This window comes from Kitasatospora sp. NPDC042419 (assembly GCF_056437345.1).
This window is the reverse complement of sequence record NZ_JBWKAW010000032.1, coordinates 92076-113027: the sequence shown is the minus strand read 5'-3', so window position 1 is coordinate 113027 and position 20952 is coordinate 92076. Positions and strand designations below refer to the sequence as shown.

15 protein-coding genes are annotated in these 20952 nt (G+C 73.2%); 10 read left to right on the top strand and 5 right to left on the bottom strand.

Features of this window, described 5'->3' with window-relative positions; genetic code table 11:
- Nucleotides 1-515: 515 nt before the first annotated feature.
- A complete protein-coding gene (locus AC067J_RS37205; protein ID WP_478306963.1) occupies nucleotides 516-965 on the top strand; it encodes a PTS sugar transporter subunit IIA in 450 nt (149 codons plus the stop codon).
- 102 nt (nucleotides 966-1067) lie between these two features.
- Nucleotides 1068-2738: a phosphoenolpyruvate--protein phosphotransferase gene (gene ptsP, locus AC067J_RS37200; protein ID WP_478306962.1), complete on the top strand. Its 1671-nt coding sequence runs from the start codon at nucleotides 1068-1070 to the stop codon at nucleotides 2736-2738.
- Nucleotides 2739-2864: 126 nt separating this feature from the next.
- On the opposite strand, the gene AC067J_RS37195 is transcribed toward ptsP, so the two are convergent.
- From AC067J_RS37195 to AC067J_RS37185, 3 genes are all read right to left on the bottom strand, one after another.
- Nucleotides 2865-4901, bottom strand: coding sequence for an acetoacetate--CoA ligase (locus AC067J_RS37195; protein WP_478306960.1), 2037 nt, complete (start codon nucleotides 4899-4901; stop codon nucleotides 2865-2867).
- A gap of 136 nt (nucleotides 4902-5037) precedes the next feature.
- The gene (locus AC067J_RS37190; protein WP_478306959.1) at nucleotides 5038-5586 is read right to left on the bottom strand and encodes an NUDIX domain-containing protein; all 549 of its coding nucleotides are present in this window, start codon (nucleotides 5584-5586) and stop codon (nucleotides 5038-5040) included.
- 40 nt (nucleotides 5587-5626) lie between these two features.
- Nucleotides 5627-6631 carry an NUDIX hydrolase gene (locus tag AC067J_RS37185; protein ID WP_478306957.1) on the bottom strand — a complete coding sequence of 335 codons (1005 nt, stop codon included), beginning with the start codon at nucleotides 6629-6631 and terminating at the stop codon, nucleotides 5627-5629.
- 173 nt (nucleotides 6632-6804) lie between these two features.
- Between AC067J_RS37185 and mmuM the strand changes: the two genes are divergently transcribed.
- From mmuM to AC067J_RS37150, 7 genes are all read left to right on the top strand, one after another.
- On the top strand, nucleotides 6805-7725 hold the full coding sequence (gene mmuM, locus AC067J_RS37180) for a homocysteine S-methyltransferase (protein WP_478306955.1): 921 nt from the start codon (nucleotides 6805-6807) through the stop codon (nucleotides 7723-7725).
- A gap of 198 nt (nucleotides 7726-7923) precedes the next feature.
- Entirely contained in the window at nucleotides 7924-8688 is a 765-nt protein-coding gene (locus tag AC067J_RS37175; protein ID WP_478306953.1) for an IclR family transcriptional regulator, read from the top strand.
- Between the two features lie 335 nt (nucleotides 8689-9023).
- Nucleotides 9024-9761, top strand: a complete 738-nt coding sequence (locus AC067J_RS37170) for an MIP/aquaporin family protein (protein ID WP_478306951.1) — start codon at nucleotides 9024-9026, stop codon at nucleotides 9759-9761.
- A gap of 91 nt (nucleotides 9762-9852) precedes the next feature.
- Nucleotides 9853-11379: a glycerol kinase GlpK gene (glpK, locus tag AC067J_RS37165; protein WP_478306950.1), complete on the top strand. Its 1527-nt coding sequence runs from the start codon at nucleotides 9853-9855 to the stop codon at nucleotides 11377-11379.
- Nucleotides 11380-11531: 152 nt separating this feature from the next.
- Nucleotides 11532-13127 (top strand): glycerol-3-phosphate dehydrogenase/oxidase, encoded by a 1596-nt coding sequence (locus tag AC067J_RS37160; RefSeq protein ID WP_478306949.1) that lies wholly within the window; start codon nucleotides 11532-11534, stop codon nucleotides 13125-13127.
- Between the two features lie 279 nt (nucleotides 13128-13406).
- Nucleotides 13407-17423 carry a DNRLRE domain-containing protein gene (locus AC067J_RS37155; RefSeq protein ID WP_478306947.1) on the top strand — a complete coding sequence of 1339 codons (4017 nt, stop codon included), beginning with the start codon at nucleotides 13407-13409 and terminating at the stop codon, nucleotides 17421-17423.
- Nucleotides 17423-17959 (top strand): hypothetical protein, encoded by a 537-nt coding sequence (locus AC067J_RS37150; RefSeq protein ID WP_478306945.1) that lies wholly within the window; start codon nucleotides 17423-17425, stop codon nucleotides 17957-17959. Before AC067J_RS37155 ends, AC067J_RS37150 begins: the two co-directional genes overlap by 1 nt.
- 120 nt (nucleotides 17960-18079) lie before the next feature.
- Here AC067J_RS37150 and AC067J_RS37145 read toward each other — a convergent pair whose 3' ends face one another.
- Nucleotides 18080-19468 (bottom strand): GntT/GntP/DsdX family permease, encoded by a 1389-nt coding sequence (locus AC067J_RS37145; RefSeq protein ID WP_478306944.1) that lies wholly within the window; start codon nucleotides 19466-19468, stop codon nucleotides 18080-18082.
- On the bottom strand, nucleotides 19465-20019 hold the full coding sequence (locus tag AC067J_RS37140) for a gluconokinase (protein WP_478306942.1): 555 nt from the start codon (nucleotides 20017-20019) through the stop codon (nucleotides 19465-19467). The genes AC067J_RS37145 and AC067J_RS37140 overlap by 4 nt, the downstream gene beginning before the upstream one ends.
- Nucleotides 20020-20179: 160 nt before the next feature.
- Here AC067J_RS37140 and AC067J_RS37135 point away from each other — a divergent pair, with 160 nt between their 5' ends.
- Complete coding sequence (locus AC067J_RS37135; RefSeq protein WP_478306940.1) at nucleotides 20180-20875, top strand: FadR/GntR family transcriptional regulator; 696 nt, start codon at nucleotides 20180-20182, stop codon at nucleotides 20873-20875.
- The last annotated feature ends 77 nt before the right edge of the window (nucleotides 20876-20952 follow it).

Here is a 20952-nt window from a genome sequence, read left to right as displayed (position 1 = left end):
TGGCACGCTGTTGAGTTCTCAAGGAACGGACACTTCCTTCAGGCGGCTTTCACACCGGCCCTCCGGGCGCTTCGTTCTTTCGTGTTTCCAGCTTAGCAGATCCGTTTGCCGTTGTTTAACCGGCGCTTTTCGTATCTGAAACCTGGTGTTAACCGTCGTCTCGCGGCGACTCGACCAACCATAGCGGGTCGCCGACCGGAGCGCGAATCGAGCCGCGCCGGGCGTCACCCGGTCGGCGGCGTGATTTGTTGCTCTCGCGAGCATATACAGCAATGGTCCCGATTCGCCAAGATGCCTGTAGAGTGCGGCGCATCGGCCAAGAGGACTAGACCACTAGCGGTCGGCGAGATGGCCAGCTGGTGAGGGCGGGCAGGCAGGGCGCTTCGCCCGGGAATGTCAGCAGATGTCCAAAGTTGACATGATCTAGGCTTCAGTCGATCACCCCTCGATCACCCTGCCGCTGTTCGCGGCCGCTCGCCTGTACTTGCTGTACTGCGCACTTGGGAGGCTCAACCATGACCACTGTGACGTCGCCGCTGACCGGCAAGGTCGTCGGGCTCGCCGGCGTGCCGGACCCCGTCTTCTCGGGCGCGATGGTCGGCCCGGGCACCGCGATCGACCCGGTGCGCCGCCCGACCGAGGCCGTCGCCCCGGTGGACGGCGTGGTCGTCTCCATGCACCCGCACGCGTTCGTCGTCGTGGACGCGGACGGGCACGGTGTGCTGACGCACCTGGGGATCGACACCGTCCAGCTGAACGGCGAGGGCTTCGAGCTCCTCGTCAACAAGGGGGACACCGTCACCCGCGGCCAGGCCGTCATCAAGTGGGACCCGGCCGCCGTCGAGGCCGCCGGCAAGTCGCCGATCTCGCCGATCGTCGCGCTCGAGGCTTCGACCGACGCGCTGGGCGACGTCCGCGAGGACGGGGAGGTCGCCGTGGGCGACGCCCTGTTCAGCTGGAGCTGACCCCTCTCTACCCTTCCCGACACACCCGCCCCTCCGCACCGGACGGGGCGGCCCGGCACACAGCGGTACCCGGCGGGGCCGCTTCCCTCAGCGGAGACATACATGGAGAAGACGCTGCGCGGCGTGGGTGTCAGCCACGGGGTCGCGATCGGCCAGGTGCGGCACATGGGTACGGCGGTGCTGGAGCCGCCGGCCACCCAGATCCCCACCGAGGACGCTCCGCGTGAGCAGGCCCGCGCCCAGGCCGCCGTCGAGGCGGTTGCCGCGGATCTGATCGCCCGCGGCAACCTCGCCGGTGGCGAGGCGCAGGCCGTCCTGGAAGCCCAGGCCCTGATGGCCCAGGACCCGGAGCTGATGGCCGACGTCGCCCGCCGGATCGCCGTCGGCAGCAGCGCCGAGCGCGGTGTCTACGACGCGTTCGCCGCCTACCGGGCGCTGCTCGCCTCGGCCGGGGACTACCTGGCCGGCCGGGTGGCCGACCTGGACGACGTGCGGAACCGCATCGTGGCGCGGCTGCTGGGCGTGCCGATGCCGGGTGTCCCGGACAGCGACGAGCCGTACGTGCTGTTCGCCCGGGACCTGGCGCCGGCCGACACCGCGCTGCTGGACCCGACGCTGGTGCTCGGCTTCGTGACCGAGGAGGGCGGGCCGACCAGCCACAGCGCCATCCTCGCGCGGGCCATGGGTGTCCCCGCCGTGGTCGCGCTGCCGGGCGCGTCCGACGTCGCCGAGGGCACCGTCGTCGCGGTGGACGGCAGCTCGGGCGACGTCCTGGTCGAGCCGTCCGCGGAGAAGCAGGAGGAGCTGCGCCGGATCGCCGCCGAGCGCAGGGCGGCGCTGGCCGCCTCCTCCGGTCCGGGCCAGACCTCGGACGGGCACAAGGTGCCGCTGCTGGCCAACATCGGTGGCCCGGCCGACCTGCCGGCCGCGCTGGAGGCGGGCGCGGAGGGCGTCGGCCTGTTCCGGACCGAGTTCCTCTTCCTGGACGACTCGGCGAAGGCGCCCAGCGCGGAGAAGCAGGTCGAGGCCTACCGCAAGGTGCTGGAGGCGTTCCCGGAGAGCCGGGTCGTGGTCCGGGCGCTGGACGCGGGCGCGGACAAGCCGCTGGACTTCCTGACCCCGGCCGACGAGCCGAACCCGGCGCTCGGCGTGCGCGGTCTGCGGACGCTGCTGGAGCACCCGGACGTCATGCAGACCCAGCTGCGCGCGCTGGCCACCGCGGCCGAGGGCCTGCCGGTGCACCTTGAGGTGATGGCCCCGATGGTGGCCGACCGCAAGGACGCCAAGGACTTCGCCGACGCGTGTCGTGAGGCCGGGCTGAACGCCAAGTTCGGTGCGATGGTCGAGATCCCGTCGGCCGCGCTGCGGGCTCGTTCGATCCTGCAGGAGGTCGAGTTCCTCTCGCTGGGGACCAACGACCTCGCCCAGTACGCCTTCGCCGCCGACCGTCAGGTGGGTGCGCTGGCCCGGCTCCAGGACCCGTGGCAGCCGGCGCTGCTGGACCTGATCGCGTTCTCCGCCGATGCCGCCGCGGCCGTCGGCAAGAGCTGCGGCGTCTGCGGCGAGGCCGCCTCCGACCCGCTGCTGGCCGTGGTGCTGACCGGTCTCGGGGTGACCAGCCTCTCGATGGGCGCGGCGTCGATCCCGTACGTGCGGAGCACGCTGGCCAAGTACACGTTGGCGCAGTGCCGCCGGGCGGCCGAGGCCGCGCGGGCGGCGGACAGCGCCGAGGAGGCGCGTGCCGCGGCGCAGCAGGTGCTGTCCGGCGAGTAGTGGCGGGTGGGCACGCGGAAACGCGCGCCGCCGTCGAGGAGGGGCCCTTCCACCGTGGCTGTGGAAGGGCCCCTCCGGCGTTTCCGGGAGCACCGGGAGTGCCGGAAGCCCCCGGAGCGCGCCTGCCTACTTCGCCAGGCGCTCACGCCGGAGCTGCTCGAAGAAGCGCAGGTGGTCGAGATTGTCGACGGAGCCGGGGTTGACGGCCTGGTCGAGCGGGGTGCCGGAGAGCAGGCGCTTGACCGGGACCTCGATGCGCTTGCCGGTGAGGGTGTGCGGCAGGCCGCGGACGGCGATGACCTCGTCGGGGACGTGGCGCGGGGAGAGTTCGGTCCGCAGCGCGGTGCGGATGCGGCCGACGAGGGCGTCGTCGAGTTCGGCGCCGGGGGCCAGGACCACGAAGAGCGGCATCCAGTAGCCGCCGTCGGGCTCCTCCAGGCCGATGACCAGGGACTCGGCGATCTCGGGGAGGCGCTCGACGACCTCGTAGATGTCGGAGGAGCCCATCCGGACGCCCTGCCGGTTGAGGGTGGAGTCGGAGCGGCCGTGGATGACCACGGTGCCGCGCGAGGTGACGGTGATCCAGTCGCCGTGGCGCCAGACGCCGGGGTACGTGTCGAAGTAGCTGTCGTGGTACCGGACGCCCTCGGGGTCGTTCCAGAAGCCGGTGGGCATCGACGGGATGGGCTTGGTGACGACGAGTTCGCCGACCTCGTCGGTATGCGGGCGTCCCTGGACGTCCCAGGACTCGACGGCCGCGCCGAGGCAGGGGGCCTGGATCTCGCCGAGGTACACCGGGAGGGTGGGGACGCCGCCGACGAAGCAGGAGCAGACGTCGGTGCCGCCGCTGACGGAGGCGAGCCAGACGTCGTCCTTGACCTCGTCGTAGATCCAGCGGAAGCCGTCGGGCGGGAGCGGGGAGCCGGTGGTGCCGATGCAGCGGACGGCGGAGAGGTCGAGGTCGCGGCCGGGGCGGAGTTCGGCCTTGCGGCTGGCGATGACGTAGGCGGCGGAGGTGCCGACGACGGTGGCGCCGGTGCGGGCCGCGACGGACCAGAAGGCGCCGGTGTCGGGGTGGCCGGGGCTGCCGTCGTAGGTGACGATCGTGGATCCGACGAGGAGGCCGGCGACGAGGAAGTTCCACATCATCCAGCCGGTGGAGGTGTACCAGAGGAAGCGGTCCTCGGGGCCCAGGTCGAGGTGGAGGCCGGCCTGCTTGAGGTGCTCGACGAGGATGCCGCCCTGGCTCTGGACGATGGCCTTGGGCAGGCCGGTGGTGCCGGAGGAGTAGAGGACCCAGAGCGGGTGGTCGAACGGGACGGCCTCGAAGACCGGCTCGACGTCGCCGGCGACCAGGTCGTCCCAGTGCAGGGCGCCTTCCGGTGCGGGGGCGCCGAGCAGGGGGACGTGGACGACGGTGCGCAGCGAGGGGAGTTCGCGGCGGAGCTCGGCGACGACCTCGGTGCGGTCGTGGTCCTTGCCGCCGTAGTGGTAGCCGTCGACGGCGAAGAGGACGGCGGGTTCGATCTGCTGCAGGCGGTCGAGGACGCTGCGGGCGCCGAAGTCGGGGGCGCAGCTGGTCCAGACGGCTCCGACGGCGGCGGTGGCGAGGAGGGCGACGGCGGCCTGCGGGATGTTGGGCAGGTAGGCGCCGACGCGGTCGCCGGGACCGATGCCCTGCGCGCGGAGGGCGGCGGCGAGGGCGCCGACCTGGCGGCGGAGTTCGGACCAGGTGAGGACGACGGGCTGCTCGGTGGTCTCGTCGAGGTGGAGGATGGCCGGCTTGTCGGCGTTGGCCTGGTCCTCGCCGTGGCGGAGGGCGTGTTCGGCGTAGTTGAGCCGGCTGCCGGGGAACCAGGTGGCGCCGGGCATGGTGGCGTCGGTCAGGACGCCGTGCGGTTCGCCGGCGGGGGCGTCGGTGGTGAGCCGGACGTCGAACCACTGGGTGACGGCGGTCCAGAAGCGGTCGAGGTCCTCGACGGACCAGGAGTGCAGGGCGGCGTAGCGGGCGGCGGCCTCGGCGTCGGAGGCGGTGGGTGCGAGCGGGGCGGCCGGGGCGCCGTGGTGTCGGGCGGCCCAGGCCTGGAAGGCCACGATCCCGGTGCTGGCGGCGCGGGCGGGGGTGGGGCGCCAGAGCGGCTGGTCCTGGGGTGGGGTGCTCACGGTGGTGGTCTCCCGGCCGGTGGTAAGGACGGGGCTGCTCGTGGCAGGGCCCGCGTCCGGTTGGGGGCTGTCGGTGCAGACCCTGCCACGTGATCGGCCGGTGCGCCAGGGTCTGCCCGGCGCGGTCAGGCGCTGGTCAGGGGCGGGTGAACTCGCCGTTGTACCAGGAGCGGGAGACGCGGGTGTGGAAGGGGAAGGCGAGTGGGGTGTCGGGGGCGGAGAGCTGCCAGCCGTCGGTCTCGTCGGTGGGCCGGGAGGCCGGGAGGACGGTGAGCGGGCGGGCGGGGAGCAGGCCGAAGAGGCAGAGGAAGCCGCCGCGGGTGTCGGAGTCGGTGGCGACCAGGGTGATGTCGGCGGCGTCGGCGAGGATGCCGGTCTCCTCGCGGAGTTCGCGGACGCAGGCCTGCTGCCAGCTCTCGCCGTAGTCGATGTAGCCGCCGGGGAGGGCGAGCTCGCCGTAGCCGGGCTCGATGGTGCGACGGATGACGACGAGGCCGTCCGCGGCGTCGTCCCGGGTGACGGGGAGGAGGGTGACGACGACGGGGAGTGGGTTGCGGTAGCTGATCTCGGCGCAGCGCGGGCAGGTGCGGGGCCAGCCGTCGGTGCCGGTCTGGTAGGGGGCGCCGCAGAAGTGGCAGTGGGAGTTGGGCCGGTGGCGCGCCGTTTCGGCCTCGTGAGTCGTCATGGCCGGATGGTAGTGCGGGTCGGCATGGCGCCGGAGCCGGTCATCGGATCCGCTCGCCCGTCGCTCGCGTCGCCGGGTGTCCCGTCGCCTCTCCGGTCGCTGCCTCCGGCGCTCCGTCCGCCTCGTCCTCGCGGGCGGGGCGGAGCAGGGCGGGGTGCAGGAGGCGGGCGTCCCCGGCGTGGTACGTCCGGGCGCGCGGGCCGCCGCGTGCGCCGCCGTGTTTGGTGGTGGTGCCGGTGCCCTGGACGAAGCCGGGGACGGAGAGCACCTTGCGGTGGAAGTTGCCGGGGTGGAGCTTCTCGTCCCAGACGGCCTCGTAGACGGCGCGCAGCTCGGGGATGGTGAAGTCGTGCTGGAGGAAGGCCGTGGCGACCGGGCTGTACTCGATCTTGGCGCGGGCGCGGTCGAGGGCGTCGGTGACGATCCGGGCGTGGTCGAAGGCCAGCTCGATCGGGGCGGCGTCGCTCGTGGCGGGCCCGGCCGCCGCGGGCGCCCCGGTGTGGGGGCCGGTGCACCTGCCGACGCCACCCCCGTGGGTGTCGGCAGGTGCACCGGCGGTCTCGGACCGGCCGGCCGGCCGGAGGTCGAGGTCGGTGACGGGGTGCCAGGCGGCCCGTGCCGCGTCCGTGCCGGCCTGCGGGTCGGGCAGGTCGGGGGCGAAGGCGAGGTAGGCGACGGCGACGACGTGCATGCGCGGGTCCCGGTCGGGGGCGCCGTAGGTGCCGAGCTGTTCGAGGTGCATCCGGCTGAGCGCGGCCGCGGCCTCGACGGTGCCGTGCAGGCCGGTCTCCTCGGCGAGCTCGCGGGCGGCGGCCTCGTCGAGGCTCTCCTCGCCGGCCCGCAGGAAGCCGCCGGGCAGCGCCCAGCGGCCCTGGTAGGGCGGGAGGGCCCGTTCCACGAGCAGGACGTGCAGGATGCCGTGGCGCAGGGTCAGGGCGACCACGTCGACCGTGACGGCGACCGGGGTGTACGCCCGGGGGTCGTAGGAGGCGAGCCACTCCTGCTCGGCGGCCGTGCGGCCCCGGGTGTCGGGTGGGGTGGTCACGGCGCGCTCCTCTCCGTCGGCCGTTGCTTCGGCGCCGGCCGTGGCCGGTGTCGTCGTTCTCGGGATGAGCACAACGTAGCGATCCGTTGCCTCTCCGGCAAATGGTTTTCCGGGGACCGGGCGGCGGCCGTCTCCTAGGCTGTGACCAGGTGCTTCGCCACGAGGAGGCCGTCATGCCCAGCACTCCCCCGCCGGACTTCGCCGCGGCACTGGCGGCCGGTCCGCTGGTGCTGGACGGCGGGCTGTCCGAGCAGCTGGCGGCGGCCGGCCACGACCTGTCGGGCGGGCTGTGGTCGGCCCGGTTGCTCGTGGACGCGCCCGAGGCGCTGGTGGCCGCGCACCGGGCGTACTTCGACGCGGGGGCCGAGGTCGCGATCACCGCGAGCTACCAGGCGAGTTTCGAGGGGTTCGCCCGGCGCGGGGTGGGCCGGGCCGGGGCCGAGCGGCTGCTGGCGCTCAGCGTCGAGCTGGCCCGGGAGGCCGCCGGGGGGCTGCCCGGCCCGCGGCGCTGGGTGGCGGCGTCGGTGGGCCCGTACGGGGCGGTGGCCGCGGACGGGTCGGAGTACCGGGGCCGCTACGGGCTGGGTGTGGCCGAGCTGGAGGCGTTCCACCGGCCGCGGCTGGAGGTGCTGGCGGCGGCCGGGCCCGACGTGCTGGCACTGGAGACGGTGCCGGACGCCGACGAGGGCAGGGCGCTGCTGCGGGCGGTGCGCGGGCTCGGGGTGCCCGCCTGGCTGTCGTTCGGCGTGGCGGGCGGGCGGACCCGGGCGGGGCAGCCGCTGGCGGAGGCGTTCGCGTCGGCCGCGGAGGTGGACGAGGTGGTGGCGGTGGGGGTGAACTGCTGCACGCCGCAGGAGGCGGACCGGGCGGTGGCGCTGGCGGCGCGGGTGACCGGCAAGCCGGTGGTGGCGTACCCGAACAGCGGCGAGGGCTGGGACGCCGGGGCCGGGGGCTGGACCGGCGAGCCGACGTTCGCGGCGGGGCGGGTGACCGGCTGGCTGGCGGACGGCGCGCGGCTGGTGGGCGGCTGCTGCCGGGTGGGGCGGGCTCAGATCCGGGAGCTGGCCGACGAGGTGGCCCGCGCCCGCTCCTGAGGCCGGGCCGCGGCCGGGTCCGGACCCGGCGGGGGCGCGGCGGGGACGGGTCGCGGGCGGGTCGCGGGCGGCACTCCGCCGGGACCCGGGGGCGAGGTTACCGAGGGGGAAGGTGCACGGACGGGCCGCGGCCTGGCAGACTCGTGCCGTCACCACTGCGGTCGACATTGTCGACCGCCTGTCAGCGCGGAGGTACCAATGCCCGGCCCGATCCAGTCGCTCTCCCGGGCCGCCGCGATCATGCGCCTGCTGGCCGGCGGTGAGCGCCGCCTGGGCCTGTCGGAGGTCGCGACGGCGCTGGACCTGGCCAAGGGGACGGCGCACGGCATCCTGCGGACCCTCCAGCAGGAGGGGTTCGTCGAGCAGGACCCGGAGAGCGGCAAGTACCAGCTGGGCGCGGAGCTGCTGCGGCTCGGCCAGAGCTACCTGGACGTGCACGAGCTGCGGGCACGGGCCCTGGTCTGGGCGGACGACCTGGCCAGGGCGGCCGGCGAGACCGTCTACCTGGGGGTGCTGCACCAGCAGGGCGTGCTGATCGTGCACCACGTCTTCCGGCCGGACGACACCCGGCAGGTGCTGGAGGTCGGCTCGATGCAGCCACTGCACTCCACCGCCCTGGGCAAGGTCCTGCTGGCGTACGACCCGGTGGCGCGCGGCGAGCTGGGCGACGGGCCGTTCGAGCCGTACACCGCGCGGACGCTGACCACGGCGGCCGACGTGGACGCCGAGGCGGCGCTGACCCGCGAGCGGGGCTGGGCCGACTCGATCGAGGAGACCTGGGAGGGCGTGGCCTCGATCGGCGCGCTGATCCAGGACCGGCGGCGCAACCCGGTCGGCGCGGTGTGCGTCAGCGGCGCGGTGGAGCGGGTCTGCGAGGACGGCTTCGTGAGGCCGTCGCTGGTCGCCTCGGTGCGCAGCGCCGCACGGGCGATCTCCCGGGACCTGGGCGCCGGGCGGTTCTGACCCTCCCGGGGCCCCGGCACACCGGGACGCGGGGGCGTCCACGGGGGCGCCCACCGGAAACACGACGTTCACGCTGAGGCGCGGACAGGCGAGTCGCCTGTCCGCGCCTTACCGTTTTGTCCAAAATTGCGACTATCCAGTCGGTGACACCGGGTAGCAGGCCGGGCAAAGGGTCACAGCTGCGTAACCCGGCCTTGACGAGAGGGCGACCCGGGGAGGAAGCTTCCGCATGACGGTCGACATTGTCGAACGATGGCCGTGCGACTCCATCCCACAGAGCGCTCACCCGCCCCGCGGTCGCCCGGCCCCTGCCCCCACCCGCACCTCCGGGCCATATGGACAAGGGAGTCTTTGTGTCCGCGTTCTCCAACGGCGACATCTTCGTCGGCGAAACCCTCGGCACCGCCGCCCTGATACTTCTCGGCGGTGGCGTCTGTGCCGCCGTGACGCTCAAGAAGTCGAAGGCCCTCAACGCCGGCTGGCTGGCGATCACCTTCGGCTGGGGCTTCGCGGTGATGATCGCCGCCTACATGTCGGCCCCGAAGTCCGGCGCCCACCTGAACCCGGCCGTCACCCTGGCCGTCGCCGTGGACAGCGGCGACTGGAGCAAGGCCCCGCTCTACCTCGGCTCCCAGCTGCTCGGCGCGATGATCGGCGCCGTCTTCGTGTGGCTCACCTACCTCGGCCAGTTCCAGGCCAACCAGGAGCCCACCCTCGGCATCTTCTCGACCGGTCCCGAGATCCGGAACCCGGTCCAGAACCTGCTCACCGAGGTCATCGGCACCTTCGTGCTCTGCCTCGCCATCCTCACCCAGGGCCTCACCAAGGGCCTCGGCCTCTCCGGCACGGGCATCCTGATCGTCGCCTTCACCGTGGTCGGCATCGGCCTGTCGCTCGGCGGCCCGACCGGGTACGCCATCAACCCGGTCCGCGACCTGGGCCCGCGCATCGTCCACTCGCTGCTGCCGATCCCCAACAAGGGCGGCTCCGACTGGTCCTACGCCTGGATCCCGGTGCTCGGCCCCGTCATCGGCGGCCTGCTGGCCGGCGGCCTGTACCACGTCGCGTTCTGACCCACGGGTTTCCGCCCGACCCGAGCACGGGGACTGACCGAGAGTCGGACCCACCCATCCCCGAACACCGTTGAACGAGCCGAGGACCCTCATGACCTCCACTGGCACTGGCAACTACATCGCCGCGATCGACCAGGGCACCACCTCCAGCCGCTGCATCATCTTCGGCGCCGACGGCCGGATCGTCTCCGTCGACCAGCAGGAGCACCGGCAGATCTTCCCCCAGCCGGGCTACGTCGAGCACGACGCCGCCGAGATCTGGACCCGGGTGCAGTCGGTCGTCCGCGGCGCGCTGGAGAAGGCCGGCCTGACCAAGGACGACATCCGCGCGATCGGCATCACCAACCAGCGCGAGACCACCGTGCTGTGGGACCGCCACACCGGCGAGCCGGTGCACAACGCGCTGGTGTGGCAGGACACCCGGACCGAGGCGCTCTGCCGCGAGCTGGGCCGCAACGTCGGCCAGGACCGCTTCCGCCGCGAGACCGGCCTCCCGCTGGCCAGCTACTTCGCCGGCCCGAAGATCCGCTGGCTGCTGGACAACGTCGAGGGCCTGCGCGAGCGCGCCGAGGCCGGCGACATCCTCTTCGGCACCATGGACACCTGGGTCATCTGGAACCTCACCGGCGGTGTCGACGGCGGCAAGCACGTCACGGACGTGACCAACGCCAGCCGCACCATGCTGATGAACCTCCAGACCCTGGCCTGGGACGAGAAGATCGCCGAGTCGATGGGCGTGCCGCTGACCGTCCTCCCGGAGATCCGCTCCTCCGCCGAGATCTACGGCGAGGCCGTCGGCGACCTGGCCGGCGTGCCGGTCGCGGCCGCGCTCGGCGACCAGCAGGCCGCGCTGTTCGGCCAGACCTGCTTCAACGAGGGCGAGGCCAAGTCGACCTACGGCACCGGCACCTTCCTGCTGCTGAACACCGGCGAGAAGATCGTCAACTCGTACCACGGCCTGCTGACCACCGTCGGCTACCGGATCGGCGACCAGAAGCCGGTCTACGCGCTGGAGGGCTCGATCGCCGTCACCGGCTCGCTCGTCCAGTGGCTGCGGGACCAGCTCGGCATCATCTCGACCGCCGCCGAGATCGAGACCCTCGCCAACACCGTCGAGGACAACGGCGGCGCCTACTTCGTCCCGGCCTTCTCCGGCCTGTTCGCCCCGTACTGGCGCTCCGACGCCCGCGGTGTGATCGCCGGCCTCACCCGGTACGTCACCAAGGGCCACCTGGCCCGGGCCGTCCTGGAGGCCACCGCCTGGCAGACCCGCGAGGTCGTCGACGCCATGCAGAAGGACTCCGGCGTCGAGCTCACCGCCCTCAAGGTCGACGGCGGCATGACCAGCAACAACCTGCTCATGCAGAACATCGCCGACGTCCTGGACGCCCCGGTCGAGCGCCCGTACGTGGCCGAGACCACCGCCCTCGGCGCCGCCTACGCGGCCGGTCTGGCGGTCGGCTTCTGGAGCGACCTCGACACCCTGCGGGCCAACTGGCACCGCGCCGCCGAGTGGACCCCGCGCATGGACGAGGCCACCCGGGAGCGCGAGTACAAGAAGTGGCTCAAGGCCGTCGAGCGCACCATGGGCTGGGTGGAGGAGGACGAGAACAACTGATCGCGCGAAGCCGGTCGGGGCCCCGTGCCCCGGCCGGCCCGCTCCCGTTTCACCGGCCCGCCGCACCGGGCCGACCCGGCCCTTCCCAGGGGCCGTACGCACACCGAGAGGAGTAGCGGCGCCGCCCGACCCGCGCGCGCCGTACACACACCATGGCAACCATCCCGACCCTGGGCGCCGAGCGCACCGCCGGCCACACCGCCTCCCGTGCCGAGACCCGCGAGCTGCTGGGCAAGGCCACCTACGACCTGCTGGTGATCGGGGGCGGCATCCTCGGCACCGCCGTCGCCTGGACGGCCTCCCAGGCCGGTCTCAAGGTCGCCATGGTCGACGCCGGCGACTTCGCGGGCGCCACCTCCAGTGCCTCCTCCAAGCTGGTCCACGGCGGTCTGCGCTACCTGCAGACCGGCGCGGTCAAGCTGGTCGCCGAGAACCACAAGGAGCGCCGCGCGCTCGCCACCGACGTCGCCCCGCACCTGGTCAACCCGCTGACCTTCTTCGTGCCGGTCTACAAGGGCGGCCCGCACAGCGCGCCCAAGCTCGGCGCCGGAGTCTTCCTCTACTCCGCGCTCTCCGCGTTCCGCGACGGCATGGGCCGGGTCTCCACCGCCGCGCACGCCGCGCAGCAGGTGCCCGCGCTGCGCACCGAGGGCCTGCGCTCGGTGGCCGTCTACGGCGACCACCAGATGAACGACTCCCGCGTCGCGGTGATGACGGTGCGCGCCGCCGTCGACGCCGGCGCGGTCGTGCTGAACCACGCCGAGGTCACCGGCCTGCGCTTCACCGGCGGCCGGGTCACCGGCGCCGACCTCAAGGACCGCCTGGACGGCACCGAGTTCGGTGTCGACGCCCGCCTGGTGCTGAACGCCACCGGCCCGTGGGTGGACCACCTGCGCCGGATGGAGGACGCCGGCGCCGCTCCGTCGATCCGCCTCTCCAAGGGCGCCCACGTCGTCGTCAAGCGCCGCTCCCCGTGGCGCGCCGCGCTGACCATCCCGATCGACAAGTACCGCGTCTCCTTCGCGATCCCGTGGGAGGACCACGTCCTGCTCGGCACCACCGACGAGGAGTACACCGGCGACCCGCAGGACGTCCGGGCCACCGAGGCGGACATCGACCAGATCATGGGCGAGGCCGCGCACGCGATCCGCGACGAGCACCTCGACCGCGACCTGATCACCTACTCCTTCGCCGGCCTGCGGGTGCTGCCCGGCGGCCCGGGCGACACCGCCGCCGCCAAGCGCGAGACGGTCGTCACCGAGGGCAAGGGCGGCATGCTGTCGGTCGCCGGCGGCAAGTGGACCACCTACCGGCACATCGGCCGGACCGTGCTGGAGAAGCTGGCCCACGTGCCCGGCACCTCCCTCGGCGAGGACATGTCCCCGATCGCCCCGACCGTCCCGCTGCCGGGCGTCGGCGCGCCGAACGCCGTCGCGCACCGCCTGCTGATCGACCGCGAGCCGGGCTCCCGGATGGAGCCGCTGGTCGCCAGGCACCTGGCCAGCCACTACGGCACGCTGTCCTTCGAGATCGCCCGCATGATCGACGAGAACCCGGAGCTCGGCCGGCCGATCCACGAGGACGGCCCGGACGTCTGGGCGCAGGTCGCCTACGCGGCCGACAGCGAGTGGGCGTACACCGTGGACGACGTGCTGCGCCGCCGCACCACGATGACCGTCCGCGGTCTGGACACCCCGGAGATCCGCACCGAGGTCGAGGCCTTCCTGGGCAAGCGCCAGGGCAAGTAGGGCCGCGGCCGGACCATGCCGGGCGGGCACCCCAGGGCTGGGGGTGCCCGCCCTCCGGCGTGCCCGGACGGCGTCCCGTCACGGCCGCGGCGGCGCAGGCACGACCGTGGCGGCGCCGGTGCGATGGTGCGCACACGGTGCGTCACGATCGGGTCAAAGTTCTCAGGAAATCTTCAGGCAATGGGTATTTTTGCCCCATTTTGCGATGATCATCTTGTCATGTGTTCCTCCATATGCTCCCGGCATCACTGTTGATCAACAGTGGGTCAAGGAGCAGCAATGCACGTCTCAAGTCGGGCCCTGAGCGGCCCGCTGACCCTCGCTCTGGCGCTCGCGCTGGCAGCCGGGTCACCGGTCGCCGTCGCGGCCAAGCCCCAGCCCAAGCCCTCCCCCGGCAAGGCCCCCAGCGCCGCCGCCCTCGAACCGACCGGCAGCATCGCCACCGCGCGGGTCGCCGCGCGCAAGACCGGCAAGCGCGTCGAGGCCGTCGCCGAGCGCAGCGAGGTCTCCACCACCTGGGTCAACCCGGACGGCACCCTCACCACCGAGCTGTCGGCCGGCCCGGTGCGCTTCCTGCGCGACGGCAAGTGGGCCGACGTCGACCTCACCCTCAAGGCCGCCTCCGACGGCTCGGTGGCCCCGGCCGCCCACCCCAACGCCCTGAAGCTGGCCGGCGCCGGCGGCAAGCGTCCGCGCTCGCTCCAGGAGTCCCAGGCCCAGGGGATGCAGGCCGGTGCGGAAACGGTCCGCACCCTGGTCTCGCTCGGCTCCGGCGAGGACGAGCTGGCCCTCCAGTGGCGCGGCGGCCTGCCCAGGCCCGAGCTGAACGGCACCCGCGCCACCTACCGCGACGCGATCGGCGACGGCGCGGGCGACCTCGTCGTCGAGGCGACCCGGACCGGCTTCGAGCAGTTCGTGACGCTCAAGCAGCGCCCCGCGGCCGGCGGCTACTCGTACACCATGCCGCTGCGGGCCAAGGGCATCAAGGCCGAGGCGCAGCCGGACGGCAGCGTGCTGTTCAGCGACCGCGGGAACGGCCAGAAGCGCGCCGTGCTGCCCGCGCCGGTGATGTGGGACGCCACCACCGAGCCCGGCTCCAGCGAGCACGCCCGGCAGGCCAAGGTCGACCTGAAGGTCGTCCAGCGCGGCGACACCGTCGACCTGGTCTTCACCCCGGACGCCGCCTTCCTCACCGACCCGGCCACCGTCTACCCGGTGACCGTCGACCCGGCCACCGCCGGTCTCGGCAACGCCTTCGACACCCGGGTGCAGAAGGGCGAGACGGTCGACTGGTCGTCCGACACCGAGATCTACTGGGGCAACTCCGGCACCAAGAACGCCGACGGCAGCTCCCGCGAGGCCCGGGCGTTCGTCAACTGGAACACCGCCTCCATCGCCGACGCGCTGGTCTCCAAGGCGACCCTGTCGCTGTACGACTTCCACTCCGGCAACAGCGACTGCCAGCCGTACACCTGGGAGGTCTGGGACACCGGCCTCGCCTCCACCGCCTCGCGGTGGACCGCCCAGCCGGCCTGGAAGGCCAAGAAGGCGACCTCGACGGAGACCAAGGGCCGCGACGCCTGCGGCGGCGACGGGTGGATCAACGCCGACGTCACCAACCTCGTCCAGACCTGGGCCTCCGCCAAGAGCAACACCTCCGGCATGGGCCTGCGCGCGCCCGACGAGGTCTCCACGAAGTACTGGAAGGAGGTCAACTCCGCCAACGCCGCCACCAACGTCCCCAAGCTGACGGTCACCTACAACTACCGCCCGCGCAGCGGCACCAACCAGCAGGCCGGCCCGCCGTTCCTGCAGGACGGCACCGGCACCTGGCGGGTCGACACCACCACCCCGGTGCTCCGCGACACCTTCGTCGACCCCGACGGTGACAAGGTGACCGGCACCTTCCAGCTGGTCGACGCCATCTCCGGCGTCCAGGTGGGCAACGTCAACGTCTCCGGCTACGTCGCCAGCGGCACCCCCTCCGAGGTCACCGTGCCGGCGGGCCTGCTCGAGTACGGGCACACCTACCGGTTCCGCACCTCGCCGTACGACGGCCTGCACTACAACCTGAACTGGTCCGCCTGGACCACCTTCAGCGTCAGCCCGCTCCCGGACGTGCCGGCCGCGCTGCAGACCGGTGCCCAGGAGACCCTGACCCCGCTGCTCTCCGCCCTGGCCACCAGCCCCAACCAGAGCCGGGTCAGGACCGAGTTCGTCCTGAAGAACGCCGCGGGCACCCCGCTGCCGACCAGCCTGCCGCCGGCCTCCACCGAGAGCGGTGTCCGCGCGACCGTCCAGGTCCCCGAGGGCGCGCTCACCGACGGCGTCGGCTACCGCTGGGCCGCCCGGGCCTGCACCGCCGTGGGCTGCTCGGCGTGGACGCCCGACCAGGACCTGACCGTGCACGTCCAGGCCCCGCCGGTCCCGCCCGTCCCGGTCACCCTGACCGTGGGCGACGCGTCCCTCGCCGCGGCCTCGGCCGCCACCGCCGGCACCGGCTGCGACACCGGCGCCTGCCCGGCCGCCGACCCGGCCACCCTGCGGGTCGGCACCTTCGACGGCACCTCGTGGTCCAGCTGGCTCAAGCCCGACCTGACCGCGCTCCCCCGGGGCGCCCGGATCACGGCGGCCAAGCTGGAGCTCACCCGCGCGGACTGCGCCGCCGACTGCCCGGCGACCACCGCCGACGTGTTCCAGCTCGGCAGCGAGTGGGCTCCCGGCCAGACCGGCGCCCAGCTCGTGGCGGCGTCCGGCATCGAGAGCTACGCGGCGGCCACCACCCTCGCCGACCTCGACCTGGCGTCGGTCCTGCAGTCCTGGACCGACCGGGGCCAGCCCTACGGCATCGCCCTGCGACCGGCCGCCGGCGCGGCCCCCGCGGCCTACCACTCGGCCGCCGCCGCGGACCAGGCGAAGCGGCCCCGGCTGAGGATCGACTACCTCACGCCGACCGCGCCCGCCGCGCCCCAGCAGCTCACCGTCAGCGTCGGCGACGCCGGCCTGGTGGGCGGCTGGAACAGCCCGGTGGACCACGGTGCCAGCGAGGACCTCTACTACACCGTCAAGGTCGAGGCGCAGGACACGGGCGCCGTCGTCCAGCAGTTCACCACCGCCGAGACCCGCGCGGTGGCGGCCGGCCTGGACAACACCCGCGGCTACCGGCTCGTCGTGACGACGAACAACTCGTTCGGCGCCAGCACCCCGACGGCCTCCGGCTACACCCAGGGCAAGCCCGCCGCCGGCGGCAGCGACCTCTACCGCGGCTTCGTCCAGGAGTACCTGGACGCCCGCAACAAGGTGCGCGTCACCACCGGGGCGACGGTGCCCGACGCCGCGGCGGAGGCCGCTCACGGCACGGTCTTCGTCGACCTGCTGGCCACCCAGGAGGACGCGGTGGTCGGCAGCCGCGAGGGCCTCGCCACCCAGGGCCAGGCCTACGTGGCGGCCGCGTCCACGCTGGCCGACGTCGTGGTCGACCAGCAGAACCCCGCCAAGGTGGTGGTCCGGGCGACCGTCAAGGAGGTCACCCGGATCCGCGAGGCCGGGGTGGACACCCCGACCGAGAACGTCGCCAACCGCCGCTTCGAGTTCGCCGTCAACGGCGGTGCCGCGAAGCTCGTCTCGGAGGCCGACGACAACTCGGCCGAGCAGAAGCTCGGCTCCTCCGCCGCCGCGGCGGCGCAGGTCGACGTCACCGGCTCGGACCAGACGCCCGCCCCCACCACCGGCGACATCCCGCTCGGCGCGGACGGCTTCCCGGTGCCCGAGCCGGCCGCCCCGGCCGGCGTGACCACCGCGAGCTACGCGGGCGTCTACGGCAACGGCACCGCGGACTGGGCCCGGCGCAACATCGGGGTCCGCCGCGAGTACGGCCAGGACTGCACCAACTTCGTCTCCAAGGCGCTGTACCACGGCGGCGGCATGCGGACCCGGCAGGGCAACCGCACCCGGGACTACGCCTGGTGGGACCAGGGCTACCTGTTCTGGAAGCCCTTCAAGAGCTACACCTGGTCCGCCGCGCAGAACCTCTACAATCACCTGACCGGCTACCGGTACACGCAGTCGATCATGAGCGTGCACTCCGCCAAGCCCGGTGACCTGGTGTTCTTCAAGTGGTACAGCGACTGGGGGATCAACCACGCCGCCGTCGTGGTCAGTTACGGACGGAAGATGGAACTGCGCCAGCACGGTCTGACCGACCAGACCACCCTCTACGACGCCCTCGCCCGCCAGCGCCGCTTCGGCACGCCGGTCGAGCGGTTCTGGATCGTCCGGCCGCTGGGCAGCTCCTGATGGCTCGCCACTGGAAGGCGGCGACCGCCGCCGCCCTCGCAGCCGCCGTCGCCGCCTCGGGGATCACCGCCTGGTGGCTCTCGGGTGACGACGGGCTGCGGTACGCCGACGACTACGCGGCCCACGAGCCGCTGAGGGTGGTCGGCTACCCCTCCACTGGCAGCCTGCGGCTCACCCAGGAGGTGGTGTGGCGGCTCGCCGACGGCTCGCGCGACGGGCTGGCGGCGCTGGCCACCTCCGACGGGTCGGCCGCCGAGGCCGACACCACGGCGGCGAACTGGGTCCGGAGCTTCCGGCAGGGGGCGCAGGGCCCGGTGACCGCCGAGTTCCACGGCGAGGGCTCGGTCCGGCAGTCCGTGGTGCTCTACTTCGAGCGCAGCCGGCAGGTCAAACAGCTCAAGCTGCGCCTCGACGGCGTCGCGGGCGCGGACGGCTGGCGGGTCCTGCTGCGGGAGACCGATCCGCAGGAGGCCGCGGCCCCGCCCACCTGGGCCCCGGCGACGCCCGGCGGCACCCTGCCGCCGGCCGTGCCGTGACTCCGCCGGAACCGGCCTGAACGGCGGACGGGCGGGCACTCCTCGAAGGAGTGCCCGCCCGTCCGCCGTTTCCGGGGCCGGGCGCGTCCGCCGGCCCCGGGCCCCGGGCCCCGGGTCCCGCTAGATGATCAGGCTGAGCGGCATGATCAGGGCGATCGCGACCACCGAGATCACCGTCTCCATCACCGACCAGGACTTCAGGGTCTGACCGACGCTCATCCCGAAGTACTCCTTCACCAGCCAGAAGCCGGCGTCGTTGACGTGCGAGAAGAACAGCGAGCCGGCGCCGATCGCCAGCACCAGCAGGGCCGCGTGGGTGGAGGACATGTCGGCGGCCAGCGGGGCGACGATGCCGGCCGCGGTGATGGTGGCCACCGTCGCGGACCCGGTGGCGAGACGGATCAGCACGGCGATCAGCCAGCCGAGCAGCAGCGCCGAGATGTGCCACCGGGCAGACCACTCGCTGACCGCGTTGCCGACGCCCACGTCGATCAGGGTCTGCTTGAAGCCGCCGCCCGCACCGACGATGAAGACGATGCCGGCGATCGGGCCGAGCGACCTGCCGACCGTGTCGGAGATCCGGTCCCGGTCGAATCCGGCCGCCCGGCCGAGGGTGACCATGCCGAGCAGGGTCGCGGCGAGCAGGGCGATCAGCGGCGAGCCGATGAAGTCGAACACCCGCTGCGGGAGCGCCTTCGGGTCGTCGATGACGACGTCGGCCAGGGCCTTGCCGAGCATCAGCACCACCGGCAGCAGGATGGTCGCCAGGACGGCGCCGAAGGACGGCGTGCGCTCGGGCCGGTCGGCCGCCTCGGCCGGGGCGGTGTTCTCCGGGATCTCCAGCGGGCCGACCCAGCGCTCGGCGACGCGGGCGAACAGCGGGCCGGCGACGACCAGGGTCGGGACGGCGATCAGCAGGCCGAGGGCGAGGGTGATGCCGAGGTCGGCGTTCAGCGCGTCGACGGCGACCAGCGGGCCAGGGTGCGGCGGCACCAGGCCGTGCAGGACCGAGAGGCCGGCCAGGGCCGGGATGCCGATCCGCATCAGCGGGACGTTGCCCCGGCGGGCCACCAGCAGCACGATCGGGATCAGCAGGACGACACCGACCTCGAAGAAGAGCGGCAGGCCGAGCACCGCCGCGATCAGCGCCATCGCCCAGGGCAGCGCCTTCGGGCCGGAGCGGGCCAGCACGGTGTCGGCGATGATGTTCGCCCCGCCCGAGTCGGCGAGCAGCTTGCCGAGCATCGCGCCCAGGCCGATCAGCAGGCCGACGCCGGCCACGGTGGCGCCGAAGCCCGTGGAGAAGCTGCCGAGCAGCTTGTCGAAGGGGGCGCCCGCCACGGCCGCCAGCAGCCCCGAGCCGAGCGTGAGGGCCAGGAACGGGTGCAGCTTGAGCTTGGTGATCAGCAGCACGATGGCGCCGATGCTGAGCAGGACCGCGATCAACAGCCGGGTGTCGCTGTCGGTGTGCGGCAGGGCCGCCGGGGCGGCCGCGAGGAGGGTGGTCACGCGAGGTCTCCATTGACGGGCCGCAGCAGCGCCACGGCCTTCTCGACGAGGTGTTCGGGGGACGGGCCGACGTCCAGGACGGCGCCGCGCTCGTCCGCGCCGAGGGGTTCCAGGGCGGCGTACTGCGAGTCGAGCAGCGACGTCGGCATGAAGTGGCCGGTGCGGTGGGCGAGCCGGTCCTCGACCAGCCGGTGACCGCCGCTGAGGTGCAGGAACCAGGCGTCCGGGCAGGCGGCGCGGAGGATGTCGCGGTAGCCGTGCTTCAGTGCCGAGCAGGTGACCACGCCGCCGGTGCCGGCCTCGGTGCGCTCCGCCAGCCAGGCGCCGATGGCACGCAGCCAGGGGGCGCGGTCCTGGTCGTCCAGCGGGGTGCCGGCCGTCATCTTGGCGATGTTGGCGGCCGGGTGGAAGTCGTCCGCCTCGGCGAAGGGGAGGCCGAGGCGGTCTGCCAGGAGGCGGGCCAGGGTGGTCTTGCCGACGCCCGAGACGCCCATCACGACGACGGTGAGGGGTGCTTCCGGGGTGTCGTGGTTCTCGACGCTGAGAGCCATGGGTGGTGCTCCTTCGTTGCCTGGCCGCCACTATCGCCTCAAAGATATGACGTATTCAAGTACTGGAAATCAAATCGTCATACTTTTACGTGAGGCCGGGCGCACCCCGGGGACCGGGGTCGGGGGCTCCGGGCCGCGCTCGGGCGTCTAGGCTGGGCGGATGGAGATCCAGGGGCTGCCCGGCCGACTGCTCGCGGAGTTGGGGCCGGCCATCGCGTCCGGGGAGGTCCCCGAGGGCTCGGTGCTGCGCGCCGAGGAGCTGGAGGAGCGGTTCGGGGTGTCGCGGACGGTGGTCCGCGAGGCGGTGCGGATCCTGGAGGGGATGCGCATGGTGGCCTCCCGCCGCCGGGTCGGGATCACCGTGCAGCCCAAGTCGGACTGGGACGTCTTCGACCCGCTGGTGATCCGCTGGCGGCTGGCCGGCGCCGACCGGCCCGCGCAACTGCGCTCACTCGGCTCGCTGCGGCTGGCCGTCGAACCGGCCGCGGCCGCCCTCGCGGCACACCACGCCACCGACGACGAGCGGCGCCGGCTCAGCTCCCTGGCGGTCGAGTTGACGATGACCGCGCGCGCCGCCGACCTGGCCGCCTTCCTCCAGCACGACATCGACTTCCACGCCACCGTGCTGCGGGCCTCCCGCAACGAGATGTTCGCGCACCTCGGCGACACCGTCGGGGCGGTGCTCACCGGCCGGACCGAGTACCATCTGATGCCCCATCAGCCCGAGCCGTACGCGATCCGGCTGCACCGCGAGGTCGCGGAGGCGGTCTGCGCGGGGGACGCCGAGCACGCCGAGCGGGCGATGCGGACGATCGTGGCGGGCGCGCTGGAGGAGCTCAGTCGTCAACTGGGCTGAGCCCCCCGGGGTTTCGGCCGCTCTGGGCCTGATCACACGATTTGGTGTCAGTTCGGGGGATTCGTGCGCATAGTCCG

What these genes read in the sequence shown, in the direction of transcription:
- AC067J_RS37205 (WP_478306963.1), top strand. Translation starts at nt 516, where the DNA reads ATGACCACTGTGACGTCGCCGCTGACCGGCAAGGTCGTCGGGCTCGCC.
- ptsP (WP_478306962.1), top strand. Translation starts at nt 1,068, where the DNA reads ATGGAGAAGACGCTGCGCGGCGTGGGTGTCAGCCACGGGGTCGCGATC.
- AC067J_RS37190 (WP_478306959.1), bottom strand. Translation starts at nt 5,586, where the DNA reads ATGACGACTCACGAGGCCGAAACGGCGCGCCACCGGCCCAACTCCCAC.
- mmuM (WP_478306955.1), top strand. Translation starts at nt 6,805, where the DNA reads ATGCCCAGCACTCCCCCGCCGGACTTCGCCGCGGCACTGGCGGCCGGT.
- AC067J_RS37175 (WP_478306953.1), top strand. Translation starts at nt 7,924, where the DNA reads ATGCCCGGCCCGATCCAGTCGCTCTCCCGGGCCGCCGCGATCATGCGC.
- AC067J_RS37170 (WP_478306951.1), top strand. Translation starts at nt 9,024, where the DNA reads ATGGACAAGGGAGTCTTTGTGTCCGCGTTCTCCAACGGCGACATCTTC.
- glpK (WP_478306950.1), top strand. Translation starts at nt 9,853, where the DNA reads ATGACCTCCACTGGCACTGGCAACTACATCGCCGCGATCGACCAGGGC.
- AC067J_RS37160 (WP_478306949.1), top strand. Translation starts at nt 11,532, where the DNA reads ATGGCAACCATCCCGACCCTGGGCGCCGAGCGCACCGCCGGCCACACC.
- AC067J_RS37155 (WP_478306947.1), top strand. Translation starts at nt 13,407, where the DNA reads ATGCACGTCTCAAGTCGGGCCCTGAGCGGCCCGCTGACCCTCGCTCTG.
- AC067J_RS37150 (WP_478306945.1), top strand. Translation starts at nt 17,423, where the DNA reads ATGGCTCGCCACTGGAAGGCGGCGACCGCCGCCGCCCTCGCAGCCGCC.
- AC067J_RS37140 (WP_478306942.1), bottom strand. Translation starts at nt 20,019, where the DNA reads ATGGCTCTCAGCGTCGAGAACCACGACACCCCGGAAGCACCCCTCACC.
- AC067J_RS37135 (WP_478306940.1), top strand. Translation starts at nt 20,180, where the DNA reads ATGGAGATCCAGGGGCTGCCCGGCCGACTGCTCGCGGAGTTGGGGCCG.